This is a genomic window from Flavobacterium xizangense, from assembly GCF_054075145.1.
Window position 1 is genome coordinate 82,606 of record NZ_JBSIPG010000009.1, and the last position, 19,586, is coordinate 102,191.

10 protein-coding genes are annotated in these 19,586 nt (G+C 34.4%); 1 reads left to right on the forward strand and 9 read right to left on the reverse strand.

From position 1 onward, the window contains the following. Window positions 1–308: 308 nt before the first annotated feature. Complete coding sequence (locus tag ACWA1B_RS17610; protein WP_456909153.1) at window positions 309–2,426, reverse strand: thioredoxin domain-containing protein; 2,118 nt, start codon at window positions 2,424–2,426, stop codon at window positions 309–311. A gap of 223 nt (window positions 2,427–2,649) precedes the next feature. Here ACWA1B_RS17610 and ACWA1B_RS17615 point away from each other — a divergent pair, with 223 nt between their 5' ends. Next, the gene (locus ACWA1B_RS17615; RefSeq protein WP_456909155.1) at window positions 2,650–4,194 is read left to right on the forward strand and encodes an MFS transporter; all 1,545 of its coding nucleotides are present in this window, start codon (window positions 2,650–2,652) and stop codon (window positions 4,192–4,194) included. 145 nt (window positions 4,195–4,339) lie between these two features. Here ACWA1B_RS17615 and ACWA1B_RS17620 read toward each other — a convergent pair whose 3' ends face one another. From ACWA1B_RS17620 to ACWA1B_RS17655, 8 genes are all read right to left on the reverse strand, one after another. After that, window positions 4,340–5,902, reverse strand: a complete 1,563-nt coding sequence (locus tag ACWA1B_RS17620; RefSeq protein WP_456909157.1) for a vanadium-dependent haloperoxidase — start codon at window positions 5,900–5,902, stop codon at window positions 4,340–4,342. 1 nt (window position 5,903) lies between these two features. Continuing rightward, the gene (locus ACWA1B_RS17625) at window positions 5,904–6,815 is read right to left on the reverse strand and encodes a hypothetical protein (RefSeq protein WP_456909159.1); all 912 of its coding nucleotides are present in this window, start codon (window positions 6,813–6,815) and stop codon (window positions 5,904–5,906) included. A gap of 85 nt (window positions 6,816–6,900) precedes the next feature. Continuing rightward, complete coding sequence (locus ACWA1B_RS17630; protein WP_456909161.1) at window positions 6,901–10,194, reverse strand: VCBS repeat-containing protein; 3,294 nt, start codon at window positions 10,192–10,194, stop codon at window positions 6,901–6,903. 63 nt (window positions 10,195–10,257) lie between these two features. Then, complete coding sequence (locus tag ACWA1B_RS17635; RefSeq protein WP_456909163.1) at window positions 10,258–12,468, reverse strand: CRTAC1 family protein; 2,211 nt, start codon at window positions 12,466–12,468, stop codon at window positions 10,258–10,260. A gap of 49 nt (window positions 12,469–12,517) precedes the next feature. Further along, a complete protein-coding gene (locus ACWA1B_RS17640) occupies window positions 12,518–14,014 on the reverse strand; it encodes a vanadium-dependent haloperoxidase (RefSeq protein ID WP_456909165.1) in 1,497 nt (498 codons plus the stop codon). Between the two features lie 167 nt (window positions 14,015–14,181). After that, window positions 14,182–14,727 (reverse strand): hypothetical protein, encoded by a 546-nt coding sequence (locus ACWA1B_RS17645; RefSeq protein WP_456909167.1) that lies wholly within the window; start codon window positions 14,725–14,727, stop codon window positions 14,182–14,184. Window positions 14,728–14,898: 171 nt separating this feature from the next. Beyond that, window positions 14,899–16,386: a RagB/SusD family nutrient uptake outer membrane protein gene (locus ACWA1B_RS17650; RefSeq protein WP_456909169.1), complete on the reverse strand. Its 1,488-nt coding sequence runs from the start codon at window positions 16,384–16,386 to the stop codon at window positions 14,899–14,901. A 9-nt stretch (window positions 16,387–16,395) separates the two neighbouring features. Then, a complete protein-coding gene (locus ACWA1B_RS17655) occupies window positions 16,396–19,404 on the reverse strand; it encodes a SusC/RagA family TonB-linked outer membrane protein (protein ID WP_456909171.1) in 3,009 nt (1,002 codons plus the stop codon). Between the last annotated feature and the right edge of the window lie 182 nt (window positions 19,405–19,586).

The following is a 19,586-nucleotide window of genomic DNA, read 5'->3' on the forward strand; positions in this document are numbered from 1 at the left end:
GCTTTAAAACTGAAGATAATATTTGGTGTTCTGAATAAGTGTATTTATTACAAATATAAAAAAATTATTCAATACACAACCGGTTGTGTTATAAAAAATATTAATTTTTGATAAAAAAATCAGCTTAAAAAAACAATGTCTATCTTTTTTATACTAAAAAAATACAATATCTACATTTTACCTTTGGCTTTGATAAAAAAATTTACAGATTTACAACCCTTATTAAATATTCTTTGAATAAGTCGTAAAAAGAAATCACCAGTATTTTTCTAGTAAAACCCTATTAATCAGAAACATTTAAATATTATTTACTGAATATTGCTATTGATTTTACTAACCGCCGTTACAACATCTACTTCAGGTTTTTTACAGGCTTTGTTTAAACATATATAAATGTAAGTTTCATTTTCATCAAAACGATTTTCTAATAAAGGAAGCCTACTCTCTTTTGTGGATCCGGCAATCAAAATATTAGGCAAATAATAACTTTGAAGTTGATTCGTTTTCACCATGGCATCTCTTCCTGAAATAGCCACTTCAAAATAATTATCAGTATAATTCAGCATTAAATCTAACCAATTGTAATATTCCATAGGCGAGTCCAAAGTGTTGGCTTTTACATTATTCAGCATACGTCGGGCAGTTTTCACGTAAGTATCATCAGAATAATAATGTCCTAAGAGAAATAAATTATGAGCAAGAATCGAATTCGAACTCGGAATGACATTGTCTACAACTTCTATTTTTCTTGTAATCAAGCCTGTCGAAGTATTAGAAGTAAAGTAAAAAAGACCTGAATTTTTATCCTGAAAATGCTTCATTGCATAATCCGTTAATTGCTTGGATTTGTTGAGCCATTTCTCGTCAAGCGTAATTTGATAAAGCGCAATAAAAGCATCTACAACACTAGCATAATCCTCTGAAAAACCAGAAATACTGCTTTTGCCTTCTTTATAACTATGATTCAAACTTCCATCTTTTTGTAATTGGTTGTCAACAATAAAGTTGGCACTTTTTAAAGCGATTTCTTTATAATGTTGATTTTTAAAAACCTTATAAGCAACAACATAGCCTTTTAACATTAAAGCGTTCCATGAAGTTAATGTTTTATTATCTACATGTGGTCTGGATCTTAAGTTTCTTGCTGATAAAAGTATTTGTTTCCAGTTTTTTATTTTAGAATTTAGTTCTGCCAGTGTCAATTTATTTTTGATTGCAAAATCTTTATCTGCTTGCGTTTTATACAAAACATACTTTCCGTTTTCCCATAGACCCATTTCATTAATATTATAGTACTGCTGAAAAAGCGGATAATCTGATTTTAATAAAAGTTGTAATTCTTTCTTATCCCAGACATAATAAGCACCTTCTTCCAGTTTTTTCTCTTTGTTCTTACTATCAGCATCTATAGAAGAATAAAAAGCTCCGTTTGAAGCCATAAGTTCTTTTTCTACAAAATTCAGTGTTTCGTAAACTGTTTTTTTATAGTTTTCATTTTTTGAAACCAGATAAGCATCCGAATATAAACTTACCAATTGCGCATTATCGTACAGCATTTTTTCAAAATGCGGAATGTGCCATTTTGCATCTACAGAATATCTGGAAAATCCTCCTCCAATAGCATCATACATTCCGCCATCAGACATTTTTGTAAGTGTATTGTCAACAAAATTCTGAATGGATTTATCCTTATTCTGAACACTGTAACGTAGCAAAAATTGCAAAGAAGCTGGCATTGGAAATTTGGTTTGACCAACTAAACCTCCATCTTTAAAATCTAAATGTTCTTTCCATAATTTTACAGCCGCTAAAATTTCAGCTTTATTAAAATTGGCTTCATTATTATTGATTGCAACTAACTGTGATTTTTTAATTCCATTTACTAATTTATCAGCATACTCACTCGCCTTGCTTGGATCTTTCTTATATAAATTAGAAATCTCCGTTAAAGCTTTTATCCATTGTTCTTTTGTAAAATAAGTACCGCCAAAAATAGGTCGGCCATCTGGAAGCGCAATACAATTTAACGGCCATCCGCCTTCGCCTGTCATCAATTGTACGGCATTCATATAAATCTGATCAATGTCAGGACGTTCTTCCCTATCTACTTTTATGCTGATGAAATTGTCATTCATTAATTTGGCAACAGAATCGTTTTCAAAACTTTCTTTTTCCATTACATGACACCAGTGACAAGAAGAATATCCTACTGAAATTATAATAAGTTTATTTTCTGCTTTTGCGAGATCTAAAGCTTCCTTATTCCACGCTTTCCAATTTACAGGATTGTGTGCGTGCTGCAAAAGATACGGGCTTGTTTCATTGACCAAATCATTCGTATATTTATGATATTCTTTATCATCCTGTTTTTTATTGCAACTTAAAAAAAAGCAGCAAACAATTAGTAAACGGTGTAGAATGCGCATAAAAAATAAAATAAAAAAGTGAGTATAATGATTTGAATTTTAGAAGCTTTTGAAAACTTATGAAGCGAAAATAGCAATTTATATTTAAAAGATTTATCGAAACAAAAGAATGCTTCAAATGTTCTATTAAAGGCTTCAAAAGTGACAAACTTATTTCAACTTTCAAGCTATTTTTACAGATACTATTTTATTCAAATTATAAAGAAGGGAAATTTTTTGACAGATGAGAAAACTCAGTACTATTTTAACTATAAACCAATTCACAGATAGAAACAAAAAACAATACATAAGTATTAGTAAAACATCTGAAAAACTTTCTGTAATAGAAAAAATAGGATACGGTTTGGGGGATTTTGCGGCGAATTTGATTTTTCAAACATTGCTTACCTTTTTAGCTTTCTTTTATACCGATGTTTATAAGATTCCTGCCGGAACTGCAAGTATTATCATATTTATTGGCGGTTTTATTGGTGCATTTTTTAATATCATAATGGGTATTATTGCTGATCGTACTCAAAGTCATTGGGGAAAATTCAGACCCTGGATTTTATGGACCGCATTGCCTTTTGGAATTGGTTCTGTTCTTACTTTTTTAACGCCAAATTTTTCTGAAACCGGTAAGATTGTCTACACTTTATTGACTTACTTTTTCCTTGTACTGATTTACTCCGCCAACAATTTGCCTTATGTCGCCTTAAGTGGCGTTTTAACGGGTGATATGAAAGAAAGAAACAGCCTTTCTTCTTATCGTTTTGTCGCCGTATTGATTGCTCAATTTGTAATTCAGTCCCTTTTATTGCCATTAGTGTTGATATTTGGGCACGGCGATAAAGCGGTTGGTTTTAAAAATACCATGATTTTATTTGCCATTATTGGCACAATTTGTCTGCTGATTACTTTTTTTACAACCAAAGAAAGAATCATACCATCAAAAAACCAGGAATCATCTGTGAAGCAGGATTTCTTGGATTTGTGCAAAAACGGACCTTGGCTGGTTATGGTACTGGTTACAATTTTAGTATTTATAACCCTTTCATTAAAAGGCGGAATGTATGTTTTTTACTTTAAATATTACCTGGATCCTACTGCTCAAACCGTTTTTCTGAATGATATTGGTTTTACTTCATTCATCGAAAAACTGAATATTTTTTTAATAAATATGGGATTTGTAGATTTTCAGTGGCCAACAGATGTTCCAACTTCAGCGTTTAGTCTTTTTAATGCGGGAGGAATTATTTTTATGATTATAGGCATTATTTTCTCAAAATCGCTAGCAGATTTATTTGGTAAGAGAAATATCTATATCGCTTTTATTTTCTTATCTGCAATTAGCTTGCTGCTTTTTAATTTTTACAGCAGAACTGCTATTAAAATGGTTTTTATTACACAATTAGTTCATGGCTTTCTTTACGGTATAACAATTCCTTTATTGTGGGCTATGATTGCTGATGTGGCTGATTATAGCGAATGGAAAAACAATCGAAGAGCAACTGCTACTGTTTTTTCGGCCATGTTATTAGGGCTAAAAATAGGAATCAGTATTGGTGGCGCATTAGGAGCCGCTTTTTTGTCTAAATATGGCTATGTTGCAGAAGAAATCAATCAGGTACCAGCAGCAGTAGAAGGAATTAAACTTTCAGTAAGCATTTATCCGGGCTTTATATTCATTATAAGTGCCGTTTTATTATGCTACTACGTAATCGATAAAAAAATGGAAATTCAGATTGAAACCGATCTAAAAGAGAGAAGAGGAACGGAACTGCAATAAGTTTATAATTCACTATGGAGCATTCTATATCGCCTGGCCTTTATTTATGCGACTAAATATAAAAAACCTGACACGTTTTTACACGTGTCAGGTTTAAAATTAGAAACAATAATTTCTATTGTACGATCAATTATTTACTTTTCAATTATTCAGCTCCGTCAGTCGTAGCTCTTGAAACAGCAAAACCAGCCACTTTTTTACCCAGTGATAATCCTTTTTCGCAATCACTTCTGTAATGAATGGCGGCATACATTCTTGAGTTTGATGCTTCTAAAGCCATTGCTTCATATTCTGTTTTTTTCGCGGGAACGAAATGCGATAAAACTGTACAGGCAGCAGCACTAAAAGTCGAATGTCCAGAAACATAAGCCGGGAAATTAGGAACTCCGGTAGTTGTTTTAATTGAAGGATCCATTTGACAAGGACGCGGATTGAAATAGGCGTATTTAGCGTCCCAACAACTAATCGCAGCATCCATCATGGCAACATTCAATAAGGCTAAATTTCGTGCCCAACGAACTTCACTATACGATTGCTGTACAAAAGTTTCAGAAGCAATGACGTTCCAATGCCCAGGAGGTGTATAAGTATCTACTCCATCGGCCCAGAAACTTACAATTTGCAAATGTTCACGAGACTTGTCCTGACTAAACATTTTTATCTCGGCTAATTCTTTAGCAAAAGCTTCAGATTTTGTTGAAGGCGGCGCTGGCGGACGATTTGCCACAACATCTGCCTCTGTCATCAAAAATGATTTTACTTTTCCGAATAACGGCAACATTGGAGGTCTTGCAGGTATTTCTAATGATTTCCATGGAATTTCTCCCGTTGCTGCAGTTTGCGATTCTAACGCTGCCCAAATTGCAGGTGTGCCAATAGCTGCTCCGGCACCGTCAGTTGAAGCACGAGTTATAAATTTGGTCGCAACCTTTCTTCCTAAAACTATTCCGGCATCAACATCAGAACGAACATTGGCGCCACTGATAATACGGTATAGTTTTTCTTCTTCCGCTTTTTCATTTACGTAAGCGATTTCAGTTGGAAATAATAATTTTAAGAGTTCAACAGTAACTCCCGTTACGACAGCATCTTCTGAAGGATAAGATGGCAAGGTGCTTTTAGGAACTAAAACCTGCAAACTTGGATCAACAGTGTAAGGTGCTGCTCTGTTATAAAGTTTTTTGTAATGCCAGGCAGCAATAAGCGCATCGTATTGCGCAGCACTTACATAAGCATAAGCTCTCGCAGCATAAGGAGGATTAGAAAATGGAAATTGAGGATAAGCAAATGGATTTGCTGCTGAAGGAGCTGGATAAGTTCCGTCTTCATTTTGATATGGCGGACGATTATGTCTCGCAACCAATGTTCTCAAAATTTCATTCCAACGCAGTACACTTCCTGCACTCCAGTATTCTATAATGCTTTTTTGTTCTTTGGTGATACTAACCTGAAAACTCTTAATTTCATTAATTTCCCTTGTATAGGCAGCTGAATTTGTCGCTACAGGTACATCTATTGAGAATTCATCAGGCGCAGTTAAAAGATATGTTTTCCAGCTGCCCGCATCTGCATCTGTATTTTTAGGATTCAATTGTGGAAATTCCTCATTACGCTCTGTAATATCATCATCGCAGGAATATAGTAGTCCTGTTACAAAAATTAAAAGAACCAGACTTTTTAAGACTATTTTTTGAATACTATTTTTCATCTTATTTGCTTTTTTTATTAAAATTAATCAGATAGAAAATGCCTCCGTAGAATGAAGTTGCTTCGCCAACATTTCTGCCTTCTGTCACTACGTTATAGCCGCCTACAATTGCTAATTCAGGTTGTTTTATAACCGTGTATTTTCCATTTAAACCTAATTTGAAAGCATTCATCGTATTACTTGGGAAAGGCATGTTGTTTTTTGTAATATCAAAACCTCCCGATTGTGTAACCGAATTATCGAGAACAGCTTCTGCAATTAATCTTGAAGAACGGTATCCTAATCTTAAATTGACATTTATAACATCGGGCATATTTACTTCATTAGTATAATGAATTTCATCGTCCAAATAAGAATTTCGATCAATTGTGATGTTCCCTCTTTTAAGATAAGCCGCAGAAAAAGTGGCAAAAAAATGCTGATACTGCACATCTCCCATTAATCTAAATGTTCCAGTATTGCTGCGCATCCCGATACTTAGTGGCAAATAATCAGCCACATAATCTGAGGTAGGAAGTGAATAACTTGCTAAAGCCAATACAGAATAAGTAACTGAACCAATTTTCTTTTTCATTGGCATGTATTTCAAAGTCATTGTTAAATCCTGCATTCCTTTTTGACCTTTCATCGTTCCTGCTGTAGCCTTGGTTTCAACATAAGGAAGGCTGACAAGAAAATTCAGCTTGTCTAATATTCCATAATCTCCCATAAAAGCAGGGCCTTGAGCAGATACCGTTCCAAGATTACGATTTTCTCTTTTAAAAGTTCCTTCCCAGTATTTGTCCCAACTGCTATATTGATAGACCGCCCCAAAACAAAAATTATTTTTATTCATCATAAGCGCGTCAATATCAGTTTGTGCATTCATCATAAGGGGAATTATGAAGAGACAGCACAAGTATATTTTTTTCATTTCTACTATTTTTGATTAATTGTTATTTGAGAATGTCTTAGTCCTTTCAGGTTAAGACATTCATCCGAAAGTTTCAAAAAACACTTTAATTAATTCTAACACTCTGCAAAAACGAATTATTTTTAGTGACTAAGAGATATGTTTTTCCTTGTACGCTTATTTTTTCCATGTTTTTAACATCACCCGGAGTAAAAAATCCGCTTTCAACTGCTGATATCGATCTGAATTTTCCTTTTCCATTCCCTTTTAAAAACAATCCATGACCGGCATCGTTTCGAGGAGTTTCTACTTCAGAGTTGTACATATTTCCAGTGAGGAGCACATCAAGATTTCCATCTTTATCATAATCCTCCACCATTATTTGATTAATGCAACTAAGCTGTGCTTCAACAGGTAATTGATGAATTACAAATTTTCCATCTTTGTTTTCTAAATAAATACTGGCAAAAGATTTGACTTTATAATGTAAGGCTTCTTTAAGTGATTTTTCAGTATAAACATCAACCAATGTAGCTTCTGAAAAGCTTTCATAATCTTTGAATTTCTTCTTGATATTCGGAATTTGTTGTGACGAACAACCACGTCCGCGCACCGGATATTGCTTACCATCATTATAATAGCTCAATACAATATCTTTGTGTTTATCGTTGTCAAAATCTTTCACAAAAATATCAAAGGTCTCATTTGGAGTCGCTTTGTATTTGTAATTCAATCCATTGTTTCCAACGATATAATCCATGTCGCCATCCTTATCAAAATCGCCTTGCTGAATGCTCCACCACCAGCCTGTCGTGTCATCGTTAAGTCCCATTTCTTTTGTGACTTCTTTGAAACCTGCTTTTGTATTTTGGAAAATACGAATTGGCATCCATTCACCTACTACAATGATATCATCTAATTTATCATTATTGAAATCCGTAATTACGGCACTTGTCGCCATTCCCAGATTTATAAATTCTTTTGGTGCCTTTTTAGAAATTTCAAATTTTGGCTGTGTTGAAGTGCTCAAATTATGCAACAAATAGGTTGTAGTTGGCGAAGGATACTGTCCCGGAACCTGTCTTCCTAAAACTAAAAGATCTTGCTTTCCATCTTTATCATAATCGATTGGATATACCTTTGAACCGCTTACCAACATTCTTGGCAATACTCCTGTTGGCGCTTTAGTGAAATCACCTTTTCCGTTGTTGAGGTATAATCTATCATGTAATTTTGGATCATTAATCAAAAATTCATAACCACCACTTACTACATACAAATCGTTATCTCCATCATTATCAGCGTCAAAAATTAACGCACCCGTATCTTCACTAGCTTTATCCAGTTCCAATGCCGGACTGATTTTTTCTACAAAACCATTTTTAGTCTGAAAAAACATTTTCCCAGAATAAGTTGCAGAACCTCCAATGAAATAATCTTCCAGACCATCTTTATTCAGATCGCCTACAGCAATCACAGGACCAAAAGTTGACATTTTATGAGGCAATAAGACCTGATCTTTAAAATCATCGTATTTATTTTCTTCGTGTTTAAAAACTGGGAATATCTTGGTTTCAGTTGTAAATAATTGTTTTTTAGGGGTTGTTGCGACAACGGCTTCTTCTTTAGCATCCTGTTCTTTTAAATGAAGCGTTTGATTGGATTTCACATTATACAACTTTTGCACTTTACCATTCGTCCAGACCACTTTTAACTCATCGATTGTTTTTTCCTTGCCAACTCCAAAATGCAGTTCAGGAGCCACAGATGATTGAAATCCTCTTGTTAAGGTAAGTTCTTGCAGCTGGGTTCCTTTTTTGGTTCGTACATACACACGATTTCCCAGACCGTAAGTGTTTTTTGAGTTGCCTTTAAAATTTACCTTGATGTAATTATTTAGTTTTGAACTTGAATTTTCAAAAACTGACGCATAATCATCGATATTATTTACTACAATGTCCAAGTCGCCATCGTTATCTAAATCAACATAAGCGACTCCATTTGAAAAACCTTTAAATTCTATTCCCCATTTTTTATTTGCCTGTTCAAAATTTAAATTACCTTTGTTTTGAAACATGAAATTATCAATTTTTTCAGAAGGAATTTCCTGTGATTTTTTAAGCAAGTCTTTTGGTTGCAGATTAAGGGCCTCTAAACTATGAAAGAAATCATTGTTGTTAATTTCTCTTCTTGTTCCATTTGTTACAAACAAATCCTTGTTTCCGTCATTGTCAAAATCGGCGAATAAAGGTCCCCAACTCCAATCTGTAGATGATGTACCGGTAATACGTGAGACATTTCCAAAATGTGGAATCCCATTTTCGTAAACTCCGGTATTTAACTGCATGCAATTGTGCATATACTGGTAATTAAAGCCCGCGTCAATTACGTCCCAAAAAAGTTTCGGATTCATACTGGACATGTTTGCTTTTTTACGACGATTGTCTTTCGCATCCATATCTACCTGAAAAACATCTAAATTTCCATCGTTATTGAAATCTGAAATATCAACGCCCATTCCGTAGAATGAATTATGCGCCATTGCCTCTTTTACAACTTCTTTAAAAGTTCCATCCTGATTGTTTATATACAGAAAATCTGGTGAGTTGAAGTCATTTGAAACATAGATATCAGGCCAGCTGTCATTGTTTAAATCTCCGACTGTGGCGCTTAATGATAAACCATAGTTCTTTACGCCTGCCTGTTCGGTAACATTCGTGAAACGATTTCCATCATTTCGGTATAAATGCCCTGATTCATTGTCTTTAACATGAAGCATCATTTGCACATAATCGCCCGTTGCAGAATTAAATTTCGTAGGCGGATAATTAGCTACAAACAAATCTAAGTCGCCATCTTTATCATAATCGAAAAATGTACCCTGAACACTGTTTCCTATGTCGTCAATACCATATTCTTTGGCTTTTTCTGTAAAAGTGCCGTTTCCGTTATTAATATATAGCTCGTTGTTTTTAGGGCCAAATTTTCCTCCCACGCTGCAATAAATATCCAAAAAACCATCTCCATTTACATCGGCCATGGTAACTCCCGTATACCAACGGCTATCACCTCCAACACCAGCTTTTTTAGTAATGTCTTCAAATTTTAAATTTCCTTTGTTTAAGTATAATTTATTGGATACCTGATTTCCTGTAAAATAAATATCAACCAGACCATCATTATTAATATCACCGGTTGCAACTCCTCCACCCAAATAAATATAGTTGTAGGTAAAATAATTAAGGGAATCATTTTCTTTCAGGTTATTGCTGAAATCAATTCCAGTATCAGAACGATCTAAAGTTGTAAAGATCTTTTGATCAGAGTCTTTGGAACAGCTCACAAGTAATAAAAAGCTCACTATGCTCAAAAAACCAGCTATCGTATTTATATTTTTCATTTTTATATTTCTAAAATTTATCAATTTGTCTAATGGATTAACCTCTTAACTCCATGCATTTTATTACATACAGATAGGCGATCTCGCTCCGGCCGTAGGAAAGGAAAGTTTTTTAAGATTTATGTTTGAAAATTCTTTTTCGCCTTCAATAATTTTGATGAATTGATTTGGCTTTACATTTTTAAACACTTGCTTTTTTTGATTTTTTGGCCAGATAATTTCGATTTGATCAATGATTTTTGCTTGTCCAATTCCGACTTCCATTCGCAAAGCCGAGGCTCCAAAACTTCCACCTGAATTTAGAATTCTGTACACAGATCGTGAAATACCGTTTTCTTTGAAGCTTACTTTTACCTTCGCACCAATTGCCGAACGATTGCTTTCTGTACCTTCCAGTTTCATTTTTATCCAACGATTGTTGTTTTGGCCGGGATTCAGGTATAAGGAATTATTAAAAGCATCTCCAAAGTAAGCGCCTCCAACTTCGATAAAAATATCGCTGTCGCCGTCATTATCTAAATCGTTAAAAGCTACGGCATGCCCTTTTTGAAGATTTCCCATACGACTTGAAACTGTGACATCTGCGAATTTTCCGTTGCCCATATTTCTGTATAATTTATTAGGCGATAAGGATTTGTAATCAGGATTTCCAGTGCCTAGGTACATATCCAAAAAACCATCATTATCAAGATCTCCAAAATTGGACCCCATTGCAAAAACAGTTTTACTTAGACCCGACATTACAGAAACATCAGAAAAAGTACCGTCATGATTATTGTGATATAGATACATTTTGCTGCTTCCATTTGGAATATTTAATGCTTCCATTGCAATTTCACCTGCAATTGAACCGTTATACTGATAACCGCAAACAAAAATATCCTGCCAGCCATCATTGTCATAATCCCAAAACCAGGTTGGAAAAGTCATGACATTGATTCCTGCTAAACCCGCTTCGTCGGTAACATCTTTAAATTGCGGAATGCCATTCTTAAGTCCGGTATTTTTTAATAATATTTTCCTTTTATTCATTCCGGAAAGAAATAAATCAATATCGCCATCATTATCATAATCCGCGGAAGTTGCTCCTTTGACAAAAGCAATAATGCCACATTTAGCTTCTTTTGCAACATTCGTAAATGTTCCATCCTGATTATTAAGATACAATTCTGAAGGATATGATCCGTCATCTGAAGACTCATTGCCAATAAATAAGTCTAAATAGCCGTCATTATTAAAATCATTCCAATTACCGGCTTGAGTAGGAAATTCAGAATATAAACCACTTTTAATGGTGACATCAGTAAAAGTGCCATCGCCGTTGTTGCGCAATAATGAGTTGGGCTGTCTGCCGTATTTACGCATCCAGGCTCCTCTTAAAACGAAAATATCAACATCGCCGTCATTATCATAATCCGCCTGAATCATGTTCAAACCACCTTTAAATCTTCCTATTTCTGAAATTTTGGATACATCTGAAAATTTTCCTTTTAGATCATTTTGATAATAATGCATGACACCATCCAAACTCCAGTCTGAAGTTACTATATCCAAATAGTCGTCATTATTAAAATCATCAACAATTACCCCGCCCGACATATTTCTGCTTTTTATACCCACGTTTGGCGCAACATCCAAAAAAGGTTTTACATGGTAGTCCGAGTTGTCTTTATTCAGATTTGGTATCAGCCATTTTTGAGGAACCTCTGAAGGATAAGCGCCTAATGTCATGTAAGCGATATTAAGCAACCATCTTGACTCATAATCATTTGGATCTAAATCCAATAACTTCTTATAAATTTCAATTGCATTTTGAGATCCTTGACGTACGGTATGAATACCGTTTTTTTGAATGGGCATAATACACGATTCCGGATTGTGGTAATTCACGCAATTTTGTTTTTCACCAAGTCTCATATAAGCAATTGCAAGGCATTTTAACGCTTGCGGATCATCTTTGCCATCAATCGCTTTTTTTCTTTTGATGGCACTTTCCATAATTGATACAGATTCAGCTTCTTTCCCGAATTTCAATAATGCATTTCCTTTATTTAATTCGTTGAATAATTTGAAAAAACCTTCATCAGAACTGTTAATTATAGAATCATAATAAGCGACTTCTGCCTGAGCTGCAAACGGGTTATTTTTCACATTATACATCTTCTTTCTGGCTTCCAAAATCTTAATCATTTTATCATTAGGATTAGAAAAATAATCGCAAGACACTGCCAAAACAGACATTATAAATAAAAAAACGAGCGGCTTAATTTTCATAATTAAAACATCTTTAGAATAGATTAATCCCTTTTGAATAGTAGGAAACTTATTCAATTGCTGTGATTTTATTGACAGTTTTGTTTCCGATATGAAAATTGTAAAATTTCCAAACCTCCTGAGCCACATTTCTACCCAATTTAAGACCTTCAACATTATCTGCCTGAATGTGATAACCTCCCATTACTCTGGAAATTCCAGCCATATTTGCTGTTTCTGAAAAGGTTGGGAATTTTAGAACAACAGGTTTTCCGATGTTATTTGGTTCTGTCATTGATCCTGGCGTACTCACTGTTGCAGACTCTCCAAAAATGTCGCTTCCTGTCCATAATTTTAATGCTTCACCACAGCCTCCGCTAATTGTACTATGTCCTGAAACATACCCCGGAAAAGCCGGACATAAAAAAATATCTGGTGAATAAGGTCTCCAGTCTTGTCCTTTCATATCTATATTTCCATGACCAGGCCCACCCCAGGCATTTATGGTTTTGTCTTTAAAATAATAATGCACTAAAGCATAAGGACGAGCAAAATCGTAAAACATTTTAGTATCCCAACATGCTATAAAACAATCCATAGCCGTCACCTGATTATAAAAAAACATTTTCACATCCTGATCCAGCGTGTGCTTATCACGTCTTGAAACATCCTGAGCAAATTTTAGCCAGTGTCCAGCTTGTTGTACGGACTTTGGGCCATCACGCATAAACTCTACTAATGCCTTTTGTTCGTTAGTAAGATTATGTTGCAAGTCGATTAATTCTTTAACTTCATTTTTAAGTTGTTCTGAATCTAACGAAGGAGGAGGAATTGCGCGAAACTGATCTCCAGATTTTAAACCAACAGGCTTTACTTTGCCCCAAAATGGCGTCATACAACCTGGTGCGAACTTACCGCCTTTTCCATCTGAAAAATATTTAGGTTGCCAGTGGTTTACATCAACCATTTCGTCTGCAGTATTTACTGGCTTATAATTTACATAGTTAAAATAGGGAGTTCCGTTTGATCCATCTTCTTCTCCATATTGATTTGAACCATCATGTTTTCTGGCTTCGATTACTGCTTTAGCTGCTAAATTTCCTATTCCTACAGGTGTTTTAGGATCAAGAGATTTATCGTTAGGATCCAATCCCAATTCAATCATATAAGCCTTAAACATTTCTTTATCTGAAAAATAATATTCACTTAAGGCACCATAAGCAGCATAACTAATAGCGATTTCTTTGTTTTTGAGTGTCTGTTCTTTCTGAGGTCTTCTTTCCGCATCTTTTAGATATACCGGAATTGCCTTTTGATCATAACGGCTCCAGGCATCAAAAACAGCTACAAATGTTAATCCTAAAAAACGAGACGTTACAGTTGGTCTCGGCTTAAATTTATCCGTGTCATTTGCCGTTGCACGAATAGCAATTTCGCTCCATTTATAAGCCATATTGCTTGCTCCTGTTGGTTCAGGTTTGTTTTTATTGTCTTTGTTTTGAGCAAACGCAGATATGCTTAAAGCACTAAACAAAAGTACTTTAAACAAAAATTTATACATTTTCATTTTTGGTTAGGTTTATATGGTTATGTAATAGTTTCTTAAATCAATTATTCTAATTGATTAAGTGAAAAATTTAAATATTTAGAATTCATCTTATGGCAAAACCAAAGATTGAATTGAGGACTTGATTAATAGTCAAGATCTTTTAAATTTTTAACGTGAAAGAAATATTATACCATATCTGGAGGAGGACAAATCGTCGTAAAATATCCTGAAAGAAGATCTCTCTTTGGTGCAAAAGGACACGATTTGGCAGGATAAAATGTTTTGGATATCGTAACTACCAAATCAATTGCATCATTGGTAGCAAGATAATCTGAAATAAAGGATTTCATTATTTTTTTGCCGGGATTGTCTTTGTTAGAAGAAGTGTCAAATATCTGACTATCTACAATTTTTTTCAAATCCTTGCTAAAAACTTTGAAATGGTAATTTTTTAAACAATATAATTTTAGAACATTGTTTACAATTCTTTTCTTAAAAACATGATAGGTCTTATTTTCGATTGTAAAGTCTTCATTGACCTCTTCAAAACCAGAATCCACAACATACGCGTAGGGATCAATCTGAATTTCGATAACTTCAAAATTTGAATCTTCCGTTTTTTCCATAGCAGTCACCCATACTTGCTCTTGTTGTTCAGCAAACATCATATAAAATCCTAAAACATTGTAAAATAATGTTACGATTAAAAAAAGTGCCGCAATTTTTTTCATATGGAATAAACCGATGTATTACTTAGATTTATTTTTAAATATTTATGTTAGCATTTGAAAATCAACTTTTTACATCATTGAAATAACTAAAGGTAACATATTGATAAACAGCACATTTTCATGTGCTGTTTGTCAAACTAACTAACTTAACCTAACTAACTCTTTAATCATTTAATAACCAGGATTATTATTACTTGGTTTAATATTTGGATTAGAAGAAGTTTCTCTGTTTGGTATTGGCCATAATTCGTTTTTGCCAGCTTTAAATCCGGTTCCTGCTAGTTGAGTACTAGCAATTCCCCATCTAATGATGTCATCAAAACGAACTTGCTCACCAGCCAACTCCACTTTACGCTCGTGAATAAGAGCGGTAAAAACCTGGTCTTTTGTAAGTGTTGTTGCCAACAATGGTACACCTGCTCTTGCACGAACCTGATTAATGTAACCAATAGCTGTTGCCTGCACACCGCCAGATCTTAAGCTTTCACATTCTGCCATCATAAGCAATACATCTGAATAACGCATTACCTTGAAATTGATACTTGAATCCAAATTTTCATCAGTACGTTTATAATAGTTTTGGTATTTTTTCCAACCTGCTCTTCTTAATCCTTCTGATGAAGAGAAATTAGCAGCCGTCATTGTATTGTTTCCGTTATTGTATTTAGATCCCGGTACATAAAAAGTATCTCCAAAACGTTTGTCGCCTGGCTCATATTCGTCCAATAAATTATCAGATGGATATACATTGTACCATCCAAGATTTCCATATTCCTGACCTCTAAGTGTAGATTCAGCAACACCATCTCCGGCAGTATCACTACCCCATTTATCAGCAACACCTAATTTCTCATCATATTCAATTTCAAAGATTGATTCAGGACCATGTTCTGTTTCATCCATAAAATTGTTGTAGAAATTAGCTTCTAAACTAAATCCTGTCACTTTACTAAAAGCAGCTAGAGCTTCATCATATTTCTTTTGGTACAACAATGCTTTTCCTAAATAAGCAAAAGCGGCTTCTTTTGTTGCTCGTCCTTTGTCTTCAACATTTTTGCTTAATAGATTTTTCGAAGCAAAGTCAAAATCAGAAACAATCAATTTATATACTTCATCTTTAGGGCTTCTTGGGTTACCCACAATAGTTTGTTTAGTATAAATTGGTAAGTCCCCAAATCGCGGTACTAAAAGAAAGTAATAGTATGCTCTTAAAAAATGAGCTTCGCCTAAAAACTTATTCTTTTTCTCTTGTGATAAAATTGAATTTGGCAAAGCATTAATCTTATCTTCATTATCTAAAACAAAATTAGCTTTGGAAATTCCTAAGTAACAAGTCTCCCAATAAAATTGGATAATATCACTACTTGCATCAAAAGAGAAATCAAGAAAAGGCTTTTTATTTCCTTCCAATTGAGGGTTTCCCTTATTTTCCTGCGCCATATTGTCTAAGGCAAAGAAAATATGTCTTGCGTATAATCCTCTTGTCTGCAAGTTGGCATAAGCTGCATTTACTGAAGCTTGCACCTGAGTTTCACTTTTAAAGTACGTTTCTGGCGATAACTCATTTGGATTACTCAATTCTAAATCATTGTCGTTGCATGAATTTATTGTAAAAATTCCCAACAATATTGCAACTGTATATTTTATTTTTCTCATCATCTTTATAAATTAAAATGTAACATCAAGTCCAAAAATTACTGATTTAGGCTGTGGATATCTTCCTATATCAATTCCGGCAGAATTTGCATTAGCATCTACACGAGCAATTTCAGGATCTAAACCAGAGTACTTCGTAATTGTAACAAGATTTTGCGCACTTACATAGAATCGGATATTTGAAAAATGGTTATCAAAAGTATCTCCAGATAAAGTGTATCCCAGAGTCACATTTTTCAATCTTGTATAAGAACCATCCTCAACATAACGTTGACTAGCTGATGACCAGTTTTGGCTTGCTCCAAGTGCCCTAGGCAATGTAGCCGATGGATTAGTAACTACTCCATTTTGAACAATTGATCTGTCTAAAACATCTGTACTGGCATTAAATAAACGTTGCATAGCCTCTAAATCAAATTTGTTTGAATTAAAAACATCATTGCCGCTTACTCCAGTTATAAAACAGTTGAAATCGAATTTTTTATAAGCTGCTGTAAGGTTTAAACCATAGGTGAAGTCTGGATATGGATTTCCGATATTTGTTTTGTCTTGCGAGTTGATAACTTTATCTCCGTTTCTATCAACAAATCGAATATCACCAGGTTGTACTGTAGTTTGGCCTGCACCTAAAGCAGCATCTACTTCTGCCTGATTTTGATAAATTCCATTCGTTTGATAACCCCAGAAATAAAACAATGGCTGACCAACTTCTAATCTTGAGAAATTCTCTAAACCAGCTCTTCCTGATGGACCTCCTAATACGCTAGTTACGCCCGGAGCCAAACTTGTTACCTCATTTTTGCTTGTTCCTAAGTTCGCAACAGCCGACCATGTAAAATCTCCTTTTCTGTCATTGTAACCAAGTGAAAGTTCAAATCCATGTACTTTTGTATTAGCAATATTTTGAGTTTGAGTTCCTCCACCAGCTGAACCTACAGAAGCAGGAAGTGGTACTGCGAAAAGGATATCACTACCTTTATTGTTAAAATATTCAAAGCTTCCAGTGAATTTTTCATCAAATAAACCAAAATCCAAACCTATATTTCTATCTGTTTTAGACTCCCATTTCAAATCTGGATTCGAAGCTCTACCTGCTGTAACACCTGAAGCCGCTGCTCCATTAATTGGATAGATATAATTTGCTGCTAAAGTTCCGCTGTACTGATAATTATCGATAAGGTCATTACCTGTTGTTCCTGTACTGGCTCTAAGTTTTAATGTACTGAATATAGAATTTGCCATAAAACTTTCTTTTGCAATATTCCAACCTAAAGCAACAGAGTAAAAATTACCATAGCGATTATTAGAACCAAAACGAGAAGATGCATCTCTACGTCCGGAAATTGCGAATAGGTATTTATCATCATAGTCGTAATTAATACGAGCTACATAACCTAAATTATTTGTTTCACTGCTTGTTGATGCTAAATTTGCATCTTGAAGTCTCAATTGATCAATTTCATCTGAAATATAATAACGGCTACTTGCTACCAGATTCTGAAATTTATTCTCAATTTTAGTAATTACTCCTACTGCTTCTAAGTGATGTTTTTCTGCAATGGTAGTTTTGTAAGTTAAACTATTGTCAAAAACAATAGTTTGACCTTGAGAATTTGTTTCTGCAGTTGATGAATAAGCTTGTTTATGAGCTGAACCATCGCTGTAGCTTGGGATAAAAGTATGATCTTCATTTGTAAAATAATCCAAAGCAACTTGTGATCTGAATTTTAACCCTTTAATGATTTCTACTTCTGCATAAATGTTTCCAATTATAGATAACCCCTTAATGTATTGATATCCTAAATTTGCCACACGAACTGGGTTTTCTGCATCCTGCCCATCAGCAGTAGAAGGACCTTGATAACCTCCTAAATTATTTGCATTGTAAACAGGTAAATAAGGTGCCATTTTAATAGCATGCTCTAATAATGTTCTACCACCTGATGCACGCTCTGGATTAGTCTTGCTAAAAGATACTCCAATATTACTTCCAACTGTTAACCTTCCAATGGTTTGTGTATTGTTTGCTCTAAAAGAGTAACGTTCAAAACCAGTATTTATAACAGCTCCTTCTTGCTTTAAATATCCTGCAGAATAGCGACCTGTAGAGTTTTCAGTCCCATTTGAGAAACTTAAATTGTAATCCTGCATTACACCATCCTGAAAAATTTCGTCTTGCCAATTTGTATTTATATTGCCAAACTCAGCAGCTCTTGCTGTTAAGTCACTTCCTAAATCTTTTGCATATTTCAGATATTGTTGTGTATTTAAAACATCATATCTTTTAGTAATCTTTTGAAAACCTGCATAAGAACTAAAATTTAATGTACCTGCTCCTTTTTTTCCTTTTTTTGTAGTTACCATAATTACACCATTATAGGCTTTAGAACCATATAAAGCTGTCGTTGAGGCATCTTTTAAAACAGAAATACTCTCAATATCACTAGGATTTAATCCTGATAAATTACCTGTTAAAACTCCATCGATTACATATAAAGGTGTGCTATTTCCCATTGTCGCTAAACCACGAATACTAACCGTTGGACTAGTACCAGGTGCGCCATTTACAACAGTAACACCTGCTGCTCTACCTTGCAAAGCAGATTCTGCATTCGTAATAGGCACTGCTGTAATATCTTTTGATGAAACGGTTGAAATTGCTCCGGTTACTTTTGTTCTTTTTTGTGTACCGTAAGCAACTACAACTTCCTGTAAGTTCTGCGCTGATTCAGCCAATGAAACATCAATTGTAGTACGCGTTCCTACAGTAATCGTTTGTGTTACTAATCCAACATAAGAATATATAATTTTATCTGTTGGATTAACTCCTTTTAGAGAGTACTTACCATCAAAATCTGTCGATGCACTATTGTTTGAACCTTGTACGGTAATACTGGCACCAGGTAATGGAAATCCCGAAGGATCTGTAACCACACCTTGTACGGTCTTGGATTGTGCCATCATATTCTGATAGCTTATCATCAGCAATGCGATTATTGCAAATTTTAATTTTAACTTCATAATTGGTTTTTTGTTTTAGTTAAATAATTGTTGGTTGTAAAGTTTTGTTTGTTATTTATTGTATTGCCGCTTTCTTTTTAATTTCAGAAACTAATTATGGAACGCATTTTATTTTTTTCGCAATTGATAAATTCTATCCTTAAATTTTGATTTTAAAAAGTCGCTCGTACTACATAAATATG

Excerpts from the sequence above, each read along its gene's own strand:
- ACWA1B_RS17610 (WP_456909153.1), bottom strand. The coding sequence starts at position 2,426 with ATGCGCATTCTACACCGTTTACTAATTGTTTGCTGCTTTTTTTTAAGT.
- ACWA1B_RS17615 (WP_456909155.1), top strand. The coding sequence starts at position 2,650 with ATGAGAAAACTCAGTACTATTTTAACTATAAACCAATTCACAGATAGA.
- ACWA1B_RS17620 (WP_456909157.1), bottom strand. The coding sequence starts at position 5,902 with ATGAAAAATAGTATTCAAAAAATAGTCTTAAAAAGTCTGGTTCTTTTA.
- ACWA1B_RS17625 (WP_456909159.1), bottom strand. The coding sequence starts at position 6,815 with ATGAAAAAAATATACTTGTGCTGTCTCTTCATAATTCCCCTTATGATG.
- ACWA1B_RS17630 (WP_456909161.1), bottom strand. The coding sequence starts at position 10,194 with ATGAAAAATATAAATACGATAGCTGGTTTTTTGAGCATAGTGAGCTTT.
- ACWA1B_RS17635 (WP_456909163.1), bottom strand. The coding sequence starts at position 12,468 with ATGAAAATTAAGCCGCTCGTTTTTTTATTTATAATGTCTGTTTTGGCA.
- ACWA1B_RS17640 (WP_456909165.1), bottom strand. The coding sequence starts at position 14,014 with ATGAAAATGTATAAATTTTTGTTTAAAGTACTTTTGTTTAGTGCTTTA.
- ACWA1B_RS17645 (WP_456909167.1), bottom strand. The coding sequence starts at position 14,727 with ATGAAAAAAATTGCGGCACTTTTTTTAATCGTAACATTATTTTACAAT.
- ACWA1B_RS17650 (WP_456909169.1), bottom strand. The coding sequence starts at position 16,386 with ATGATGAGAAAAATAAAATATACAGTTGCAATATTGTTGGGAATTTTT.
- ACWA1B_RS17655 (WP_456909171.1), bottom strand. The coding sequence starts at position 19,404 with ATGAAGTTAAAATTAAAATTTGCAATAATCGCATTGCTGATGATAAGC.